This is a genomic window from Methanosarcina sp. A14 (genome assembly GCF_001729375.1).
In the GTDB taxonomy this organism is placed as follows: Archaea; Halobacteriota; Methanosarcinia; order Methanosarcinales; family Methanosarcinaceae; genus Methanosarcina; species Methanosarcina barkeri.
Window position 1 is genome coordinate 1 of record NZ_LZPK01000079.1, and the last position, 10,188, is coordinate 10,188.

At 39.8% G+C, this 10,188-nt stretch carries 6 protein-coding genes and 2 pseudogenes; 6 read left to right on the plus strand and 2 right to left on the minus strand.

What is annotated here, in order from left to right; translation table 11 throughout:
* Positions 1-20: 20 nt before the first annotated feature.
* Positions 21-809 (minus strand): annotated as a pseudogene (locus tag A9239_RS04810) (ISNCY family transposase); the annotation flags it as partial.
* Positions 810-1,002: 193 nt separating this feature from the next.
* Here A9239_RS04810 and A9239_RS04815 point away from each other — a divergent pair.
* Positions 1,003-1,761 carry a PKD domain-containing protein gene (locus A9239_RS04815; RefSeq protein ID WP_048155632.1) on the plus strand — a complete coding sequence of 253 codons (759 nt, stop codon included), beginning with the start codon at positions 1,003-1,005 and terminating at the stop codon, positions 1,759-1,761.
* Between the two features lie 298 nt (positions 1,762-2,059).
* Positions 2,060-2,551, plus strand: a complete 492-nt coding sequence (locus A9239_RS04820; protein WP_230668837.1) for a hypothetical protein — start codon at positions 2,060-2,062, stop codon at positions 2,549-2,551.
* Positions 2,552-2,939: 388 nt separating this feature from the next.
* On the opposite strand, the gene A9239_RS04825 is transcribed toward A9239_RS04820, so the two are convergent.
* Positions 2,940-3,146, minus strand: a complete 207-nt coding sequence (locus A9239_RS04825; RefSeq protein ID WP_048117111.1) for a hypothetical protein — start codon at positions 3,144-3,146, stop codon at positions 2,940-2,942.
* 589 nt (positions 3,147-3,735) lie between these two features.
* Between A9239_RS04825 and A9239_RS04830 the strand changes: the two genes are divergently transcribed.
* From A9239_RS04830 to A9239_RS04845, 4 genes and pseudogenes are all read left to right on the plus strand, one after another.
* Complete coding sequence (locus tag A9239_RS04830; RefSeq protein ID WP_048117109.1) at positions 3,736-4,995, plus strand: hypothetical protein; 1,260 nt, start codon at positions 3,736-3,738, stop codon at positions 4,993-4,995.
* 159 nt (positions 4,996-5,154) lie between these two features.
* Positions 5,155-6,333, plus strand: a complete 1,179-nt coding sequence (locus A9239_RS04835; RefSeq protein WP_048117106.1) for a tetratricopeptide repeat protein — start codon at positions 5,155-5,157, stop codon at positions 6,331-6,333.
* Positions 6,334-6,724: 391 nt separating this feature from the next.
* Entirely contained in the window at positions 6,725-9,385 is a 2,661-nt protein-coding gene (locus A9239_RS04840) for a calcium-transporting P-type ATPase, PMR1-type (RefSeq protein WP_048155635.1), read from the plus strand.
* Between the two features lie 418 nt (positions 9,386-9,803).
* Positions 9,804-10,127 (plus strand): annotated as a pseudogene (locus A9239_RS04845) (IS1 family transposase); the annotation flags it as partial.
* Between the last annotated feature and the right edge of the window lie 61 nt (positions 10,128-10,188).

A 10,188-nucleotide genomic window follows, 5' to 3' on the forward strand; every position in this document is an offset into this window, starting at 1 on the left:
CAATAACCTGTACTTCAATATAATAACCTGTACTTCAATAGTTCCTGTTCAATTGTTGTATTTTTTGGGAAATCACTAACAGTAAGCTTGTTTAAGTGCATCAAACAATATTGATGGACTAACTTATCCCCAAAAATTTCCTTTAATATATCAGGGTATCTCTTATCAAAATCCGTAACGATAAACACAGGCTCTGATGCATCCAGATTTTTTTGTAAAAATCCCTTGATGATTTCTGAGCTCTTATCTTCAAAAAGTTCATCTGCTCTCATTCTTTGAGTTTTTGCATCCAGTAAGGTTAAACGGTATTTCTGACATCTTCCTTCTTTTGGATGTTGTTCGTCATAGTGCACCATATGTATATTTTCTGAAAATGGAACAGTTTCTTGTTCCATTTCTTCGTAGAATGCTCTTAAAATAGTGCTTCTTGATCTTGGATAGATGAAGTCCATTATGTCAGAAATTCCATCGTATGAAACGTTATGGTATCTGAGTAACTGGAAGAAATCATTGAATGAATCAAAAAGTAAAGTCTTCAAATCTTCCCAAAAACTATAATCTTCTTCGTGTGTACTACCACAATTTGAGCATTTATATCGACCAATGTTGATTTCTCCAAGACCTTCTTTAGTATGGGGATTACAGCCAGTATGAACCATTGGAGTACTACAAATGGAACAGACTGGAGGAATTTTTCTACGAAAAATTCCTCGTGTAGTATATTCATAATCGTTTCCAAAACAACCAAAAACGTCTAAGAGAGCAGGGAGCTCCGAAAAGTTATTAAGAGTTAGGTTTATAGTTGCCATTGTTTTTGCCGTAACATCATTACATAATTATAGAATTATAATTTTGTGTAGTGATGTTACACTTACTTTTATCACTAGATTTTGGAACAGAGTCATTCAAAGTTTAATGTTATAATTTTCCCTCAACAGCTCTGTAAGTTCCGTGAAAAACAATCAAATAAGGATAAATGAAATACAAAGAAGGCAATAAAAAATGAAAAATAGGGAAAAGTTGTATGTACTTTTAGCTTCAACAGCCCTTATTTTATCCTTTTCAATTTCTGCTTTATCCGTTGCATCGGCGTCGAGTGACCAGAATGGTTCGGTAATTGTTACTCAGACTCAGGTTATGACAAGTAATGGGACAGTAATCAATGAGTCGTCCTCGCAGTCATCTCCGATTGTCTACAGTAGCAAAGTCGTATGGCATTATGACAATAGCACTGATAATGGAAGTGTAGATAGTGTAAATATTTATGCTTCCAACTTCTCGATTTCTAAAAACGTTCAGATAGCCTCAAATGAAGCTAATCAGTGGCTGTCGGATGTTCCATTTCTTTCCAGTGAAATAAATCAATTGAGGCCTTTTATCTCGAATGACAGGACTCTATGGGACAACTGGTTCAACGGGCTCATGAACAAGGACTTCAATAACATTGATAATTCAGATGATTGGTTCAATGACCTTTTGAATGACGATTTACACATGAATTCTCTTGACTCAAACCTTCAGAAAGTTGATTTTTCTGCATCTCCAACCTCCGGAAATGCGCCACTGGAAGTCGCTTTCACTGATAATAGTACAGGGTCGCCCACATCATGGAACTGGAACTTTGGAGATGGGACGAATTCAACAAAAGAAAATCCTGTGCACACGTACAACCGCTCAGGACAATATACAGTTACCTTAACAGAGAAAAACAATACCTACTGCGGCACTAAATCCGTATTTAACTATGTCAAAGTCGCATAAGGGAAGTGAATGCCTTAAAGTGAAAAACGATGAAAAGTGAAAAACAATAGTGAGTAAAAGTGGGAGTTATTTTTCTTTTTCTACACAAGCTTACTTTTCTGTACAAGCTTATTTTTCTACATCAGCTTTTTATTTAAAAAGTCTGCTTCTTAGTTAAAAAGTTTATTAATTATTTTAAATTGTGCAAATTCTTTGACTGTTATACTTATACCTTAAATCTTCTGTCCTTAAATGAAGTTTATATCTTCTAACTCCATACTCTTATAGCATGGCATCTTCTTTATTGAGTCCTCTGGCGATGCCTGAAATAGAAGGCATCCGAATCCCAATGAATTTTTATGTAGTTCTTAAGGAACCTGTACCTCTGGCTGGTATGTCTTATCCCGGAATGTACACGCCCTGGAAGAAAATTAAGAATGCAGGTTTCTCAAGTGTTGTATGTCTCTGTGATTCTGAAGTATCTTATAACCCCTATCCTCTCAAGGTTCTTTTTTCTGCAGAATTAGAAGACCTCCATTATGGTAATTCTCCATATGATCCTGACACTCTTGAATGGCTTGTAAGAAAGGCAACGAATGTAATACTAGAAGAAATGGATACAGGAAAAGGTATTGTTGTCCATTGCATGGGAGGTATAGGCAGAACTGGAACCGTTCTTGGTTGTGTGCTCAAAGATCTTGGTTTTCAGGCTGATGAAGTGATAAATTATCTGGACAATATAAACAAGCTCAGAGGTTTCAGAGGATGGCCGGAGACAGAATGGCAGGCGGGAATGGTACGCAGATATTGATACATTTGAAAATTGTTTATGAGTATATATAAGATCGACTTAATGATACCGTTTTTTTGATTGCTATCAATTTGATAAATATTGATAGCAAAATTGAAAATAGACAGATTTTTAATTGTTATCAATTTGATAAATATTGATAGCAAAATTGAAAATAGACAGATTTTTAATTGTTATCAATTTGATAGATATTGATAGCAAAATTGAAAATAGACAGATTAGACTTAACCAAATAAAGCTGAATCATAGAGAACGATTGAAAAAAATAAGACTACATCCTCTGAATCTTAAAAAAATTTTGATGTATAGCTAAGTAACTTAGCTTACTATACACTTGTTTTATCCTTTCAAAATTATCCTTTAAAGTTGCTTTCAAATATGTTTTTATTCAGGCATTGTAAGCATCATAGAGCTGCCAGACCCATATAATCGGCCATAATAAAAATCCAGCCCCGAAAATAGGCATTGTCCCTGTGATAATGAAGGCTATCCAGATGCCCAGTGCTTTGAAAAGATGTCCCTTTACAAGCTGGCCCAGGCCAGGAATGAAAAAAGAAAACAATGCTGGAACTCCGTGTGTTCTGCAATAGTTCATAGAACTTACCTTCTTTAAGTACTTAATAAGAGGGTGTATGTAAATAGTTTAACATAAAAAGACCTTTCCCTTTAATATAAAAATCTTTTCCTTTTAAACAGTCCCTTTACAAGCTGGCCCAGGCCAGGAATGAAAAAAGAAAACAACGCTGGAACTCCATGCGTTTTCTTGCAGTAAGAGTTCATATAACCACTACAAACCATTTTATCATCAACGGCAGAATAACAGTTTTTTTTAAATAATATATTAGATAGCGGATATAAGTAACTTAACTTGCAGCCTTTCTTTTTGGAAGAGTCTAACATTGATTTAATTTGACGGTAAATTGAAAAATTCTGAAGTTGAACTCTAAAGTTGACCCCTTAACTTTAATCCTTAAGTTTTATCCTTTCTTCTAACTTCTTGAAAATATATCCCAAAATTAATAAATATATATATTATTAAACTATGAGATATATCTCAATTGCAATCCAAAAAAGAATCGGATGTGTAACTTAACATTTCAGGTGAACTTTCCTGAAAAATATTGTTTTTCAACCTACTAAACATGGTTGTTTGTTTTAATTTATAGGTTGTATGGAGTCTGATTATGGATAAACAGGACAGTAATAAGTCAATCTGGGAAAAAATTAAGTCAATGTGGAACTCATTGCCAGAACTTTTAAAATTATTAGGTACCATACTGAGTATAGCTATTGCTCTAAAAGCTCTTTTTCCTGCAGCAGCGGTCGGAATTAGCAATTTTGATGCAGGACCGGAAATTATTGAACCTGGAGGATCTTCTATTTTGAACTGGGACGTTTCTGGAGCTGACAATATTACAATAGAACCTGGTATAGGACCTGTAAGTTCAAATGGATCCATTCCTGTATCCCCTTCAGAGTCTACAACCTATAAATTGATAGCAACCGGTAAAGGAAATGAAAAAGTAGCGCTCTGCACGGTTACGGTTAATAATGAATCTCAAGAGTCTCTGATCATCAGCTCATTTGATGCAAGTCCTGATTCCATCATGCCAGGCGAGAGTGCAGTCCTTAACTGGCACGTTTCCGGAGTTTCGAATGTTACTATCGAGCCTGATATAGGAGTTACAGAGCCAACCGGAACATTTACTGTGTCTCCTGCCGGCACTACGACATATAAACTTATAGCTTCAAATAGCGAAAAAGAAGATGCAGCTTACTGTACTGTTGCAGTTGAGGAAAATACTGACTCCTCCGAAAATGCTTCCACATCAAATCTTCAGTCTTCGGAAGAAAGCCTGACATCTCAGGAGAGTTCATCGACTACGGAAAATCCGACATCGGAAGATAACTCGGTATCGAAAGAGGATCAGGCATCACAGGATCAGGCATCACAGGATGATTCGTCACTTCAGGATAACCAGGCATCGGAAGAAAATTCTACAGCGACAGAAAATCAGGAATCACAAGATGACTCATCACTTCAGGAAAATCAGGCATCTCAAGAAAAGCTGCCAACTATCGACTCGTTTAACGCAAATCCTGACACTCTTGAGAAAGGAAAGAGCTCAAGTTTAACCTGGAGTGTATCTGGAGCTTCAAAAGTCTCAATCAGTCCTGGAATAGGAACCGTAGGTCTAACTGGCAGCCAGAGCATATCCCCCAGTAAAACCACGACTTATACCCTGACAGCCACAAATGAGTTAGGAAGCACGAAGGCTACCAAAGTCGTACTCGTACAGGAGTCCTCTGCATCTTCTTCTCAAAAAACGGCTTCTAACTCCAGTACATCAACTTCAACGCAAGAACAGCCCTCAACGGATAATAAGACAGAACTCAATGATTCCACCTCAGATACTGATTCCTCCGATAATGGGACACAATAAAAGATTTAATTTACAATTAATCTCTAAGGTTAGATAATCATTTAATTTCGACGCATAATTTCAGTAACGAAAGTAACGTTTCCAGTAAAAAACTTCAAAAAAACGAAAAATTCCCGGTAAAAAGAAAAAAATTCCGCAAGGATAAACCCTGCCAGAACTATGATTTGCAAAAAACCGACCTCAAACCCTCCGGAATGGGACCCACCTGCCCCTTCAACAGTCTATATCAAAATTAAAAACATCCCGTACGAGACTTTCAAAGCACGGCTGAACGAGGGGCTGGTTACAACCGAGCTTGACCAGATTCGATACCGGCTGGAAAGGAGAATTTACTGCTGCGGGGTCTGTTCCAAGCACGTTAACGGATACTGCGTTATTACAAACCGGAAAGTTGAGCCAGGATGGATTTGCAAGTCTTTTGTGCCAAAAGAAGAATTTATATACCTCGATTCAAGGCCTGGCTCGGAAACATCCCCGGATTTCAGATACCTTTCAGAAACCGGACTCAGAAAAAGCTATTTTGAAGGCGAGGGTCTGGAAGAAAGTAACCCGAAAAATGCAGAGAACTTCTATGAGGAAGGAGTAATTCTTTACAGGCAGGGCAGGCTCAGGCTTGCACTTGAGGCTTTCGATACGGTACTTTCTGAAAACCCCAGGCATTTTCCAGCCCTGTTTCATAAAGGAAATACCCTGTTAAAACTCAAACGCTACGAAGAGGCGCTTGAAACGTTTGAAAGTGCCTTCAGGATAAACCCGGATCATCCAGGGCTCTGGAACAATACCGGGTTTGCACTGGTAAAGCTCGAGCATCTCAGGCAGGCACTTGAAGCTTTTGAGAGGTCTATTTCCCTGAACCCGGTGCAGAAAAATGCCTGGGAAGGGAAGGAAGCTGTGCTTGTTCGGGTGCGCAAGTGCGAAGAGAAACTGAAGGAACTTGAAAGATCCCTGGAAATAAATCCTAAGGATGCAGGTGTCTGGTTTGAAAAAGGTAAATTGCACTTAAAGCTTGGAGAACTTGAGAAATCCAGAGAGGCTTTTGAAAAAGCCATTGAAGAAAAACCCGAGAATGCAGAGGCCTGGCATCTTAGAGGAAAAGTACTTTTTGAAACAGGCTCCGAAAAAGAAGCTCTGCACGCTTTTGAAATGGCACTCAGGAAGAAACCTGACTTTCCTGAAGCCTGGTATGAAAAAGGAAAGGTTTTACTGAGGCTTGGCAACCCTAAAGGAGCAGAAAACGCTTTTAAAATCGCGGCTGACCTGTCGGAAAGCAAAGGAGCAAAAGAAAAGGCTGAAACCGCCCTTGCAAGGGTTAAAAGGTCTGTCTCTGGACAAAAATGAATTTTTAAGGAATTAAAAAACTAAGAATTAAAAAACTAATAGAGGATTATTCCTCTTATGGATTTTTGCTTCTGGCTCTGTTTTTGGAGTAAAAAATGGAACTCGAAGTTTTAAAACAATCGCTGTCTTCAATGATATCAATCCTGATGAAATTAAAGATGAAAGACATACTAACTCTTTTTTGAGAGCTTCTCCCTCAATTTGAAGAGGATACAATATTTTTGAGCCTTTTTCTGAGGAAAGCAAATATCATTATTAATTTTTTACATCCAAAGTTCTATATTCTATTATTAATATTAATTACCACCTTGAATATTATATTTAGAACTGGTAGGTCATGGACGCTTTTAAAATTAAAGCGATTGTCTGATTGACTGGAGATAAAAACTGGATGTATTATGATGAAGCCGCAGATGCGGTTCTAAAAACTCTGAACACGTCCGAAGAAACCGGGCTGAGTTCGGAAGAAGCGGAAAAACGGTTCGATAAATACGGAAAAAACGAACTTAAAGAAGAAGAAAAGACTTCGGTTGTAAAACTTTTTCTTTCCCAGTTCAAGAGTTTTCTGATTATAATTTTGATTGCTGCAGCACTGGTTTCCGCTTTTCTCGGAGAGTTTGTTGACGCTTTTGTTATCCTGTTTACAGTAATCCTTGCCGGCGTGCTCGGTTTTGTTCAGGAGTACAGGGCCGAAGAGTCAATCAAACTCTTGAAATCATTGACAAGCCCCGAAGCCCTGGTTGTAAGGGATGGAAAAGAGGTAAAAGTCCTCTCTTCCCTGCTTGTCCCGGGTGATATTTTGCTTTTGCAGGCAGGAGACAGGATTCCTGCGGATGCAAGACTGCTTGAGGCACTCTCCTTGCAGATAGACGAATCCTCCCTTACCGGAGAATCCGTTCCTGTAGAAAAAAGCACCGCGATTTACCCTCCTGAAACCCCGCAGCCTGACAGGAAAAACATAGCTTATACCGGAACCTCGGTCACCTACGGCAGGGGAAAAGCCGTTATTACGGCAACAGGTATGAGTACGGCTTTCGGAAAGCTGGCTGGACTTTTAGAGGATATTGAAAGGGAAAGAACGCCCCTTCAGGAAAAACTTGACCAGTTCGGGCGCTGGCTCGGGACTGCAACCCTTATAGTTGTGGCTTTTGTGGCTATACTCGGGATTATCGAGGGTTTTGATCCTTTTGAGATGTTTCTCTGGGGAGTTGCCCTTGCCGTTGCTGCAATTCCGGAAGCTCTTCCTGCGGTTGTGACAGTCGGGCTTGCTCTTGGTGTCAGAAGAATGGTAAAAAGGCATGCCCTTGTAAGAAAACTGCCGTCTGTAGAAACACTTGGCTCCACCAACATCATCTGTACCGACAAGACCGGGACGCTTACCCAGAACAAGATGACTGTTGAAAAGGTGTACGTAAATGGAACTCTCTTAAAAGTTACAGGCGAGGGATACAAACCCACAGGAGATTTTTTCAACGGAGACAAACCTGTTTCTGAAGATATACACCTTCATAGGCTGCTGGCTACGGGAACCCTCTGTAACGATGCAGGGCTGGTTGAGAACGAAGGTGTATGGGATATCACAGGTGACCCTACCGAAGGTGCTCTTGTAGTCGCAGCAGCTAAAGAAGGCATCTGGAAAAACGCCCTTGAAGAGAAACATGAGCGTAAAGGGGAAGTTCCTTTTTCTTCCGAGAGGAAGATGATGACTACCCTGAACAGTTCCGAAGATGGGCTGTATGCATATTCAAAAGGAGCTCCTGAGGTTATTCTTGCTTCCTGTACGAAAATTTTCCTTGAAGGACATGAGGAAGAGCTAACCCCTGAAAGAAAGCAGGAAATCCTGAATGTCGTAAACGACCTGGCAAACCAGACTCTCAGGGTTATGGGGTTTGCCTACCGCAAGGTTCCGGAAGACATCCTGTATGAAGAAGCCGAAAAAGAGATGGTTTTTTCAGGGCTCATGGGCATGCGCGATCCTCCAAGAGAAGAAGTAAAGCTTGGAATTGCCACCTGTACCAGTGCAGGAATCCGAACCATAATGATTACAGGCGACCACAAGACCACGGCTTTTGCAATCGCAAGGGAACTCGGAATTTTCCGGGAAGGGGACCTTGTCCTTACAGGTACCGAACTGGAAGCCCTTAGCGATAGGGAATTTGAAGAAATCGTGGAGAAAGTTTCGGTCTACGCAAGGGTTTATCCCGAGCATAAGCTGAGGGTGGTTGAGGCTCTAAAGAAAAAAGGATATATAGTTGCAATGACCGGAGACGGGGTAAATGACGCTCCTGCCCTGAAAGCCGCAGATATGGGCATTGCAATGGGGATTACAGGCACGGACGTCAGCAAGGAAGCTTCAAGCATGATCCTGACTGATGACAATTTTGCATCCATCGTGTCAGCAGTCGAAGAGGGCCGGAATATCCTGAAAAACATTAAAAACTTTATTGCCTACGGCCTTACCTGTCACATTGGTCTGGTTTTCATAGTCCTTGTAGGAGTACTTGCCTGGCATACCCTGCCTGTCATTGCGGTCCAGATCCTCTGGATTAACCTTATAACAGACGGACTGCCTCCAATGGCGCTTTCCATGGAAGCTCCTGACAGGGGGCTTATGAAGCAAAAACCAACTAAGGCAAAAGAAGGGCTGGTCTCCAGGAGAATGCTTTTAACAAGCCTTGGATTAGGAACTTTGATTGCAGTCCAGTCTATCTGGGTCCTTTACGAGTCCCTCAATAATGGAGTTTCCCTCCCAAAAATCCAGACTCTGATCTTTACCCTGGTGGTTATTTCCCTGATGTTCAATGCCTTTAACTGGCGTTCTGAGAGGTATTCGGTCTTCTCTCTGGGAATCTTTACTAACAGGTCCCTTATATATGCCGTACTGAGCACTGTAATCCTGCAGCTTGCAGCGGTTTACGTGCCTATTATGCAGACGGCTTTCAGGACTGTTCCCCTATCGCTTTCCGACTGGGCAATGATAATTCCATTGGCCTCGACTACACTTATAGCCATGGAGTTTATGAAGTATCTGGAATGGAGAATTCACAGGTAAAATCAAAAAGAAAAAAGCCAGTAAAACCAATAAATAGGGTTTGTTTTTAAGCATACCCTTTTTCTTTTTCTATTTCTTCTTCTTTTTCTTTTACTTCTTTTTCTTTTTCTTTCTCTTCTTCTATTTCTTCTTCTTTTTATTTAGATTCCCAGAAATCGAAGACTTTTTTAATTTACTTCAATTTCCAATTGTTCGCTTGTTTGATCACAAGCTCTCGTTCGCTCGATCACAAACGCTCGCTTGTTTGATCCACCGCTTTGTCTGGATTTTGTGCATGGATTTTGCTCTTCTGGTTCTTTTTTACAAGCTGGAGTAAACGAAACACTTGTAGCCGAAAAAAACGGAAATAATAAGTGGTTTTAAATTAAAGATGGTCAATTTGTATCTGATTGATGTTATATATTTGAAAATCATATATTTAACTAACCAAGGCAATGTTGTTGGAAATGGAACTTACATAAGTCGTAGAGAAAAAACAAGAAGATATCTTTGCCGCCATTGCGGTAAAGTATTCAATGATTATACAGGTACCTTTTATCACGATCTTCGTAAAGATGCGCAAACTATTGATTTAGCTCTGAAAATGTCTATGAAAGGAATGAGCATTGAAGCCATTGCCGATGTTTTAGAGGTAGAATCTGCTAGTGTAAAGCGATGGTTAGCTCGTGCAGCTGAGCAATGCGATAAAGTAAATGACAGTATGATGAAAGATCTGAATGTACCCAAGATAGAAATGGACGAACAAAACGTATGTGAGTTTCTGGAAAAAATAGTGGAAGAAAGCAAAACCAAGAACATAGGAC

Coding starts and splice junctions, on each gene's coding strand:
- A9239_RS04815 (WP_048155632.1), top strand. CDS start 1,003: ATGAAAAATAGGGAAAAGTTGTATGTACTTTTAGCTTCAACAGCCCTT.
- A9239_RS04820 (WP_230668837.1), top strand. CDS start 2,060: ATGCCTGAAATAGAAGGCATCCGAATCCCAATGAATTTTTATGTAGTT.
- A9239_RS04825 (WP_048117111.1), bottom strand. CDS start 3,146: ATGAACTATTGCAGAACACACGGAGTTCCAGCATTGTTTTCTTTTTTC.
- A9239_RS04830 (WP_048117109.1), top strand. CDS start 3,736: ATGGATAAACAGGACAGTAATAAGTCAATCTGGGAAAAAATTAAGTCA.
- A9239_RS04835 (WP_048117106.1), top strand. CDS start 5,155: ATGATTTGCAAAAAACCGACCTCAAACCCTCCGGAATGGGACCCACCT.
- A9239_RS04840 (WP_048155635.1), top strand. CDS start 6,725: ATGTATTATGATGAAGCCGCAGATGCGGTTCTAAAAACTCTGAACACG.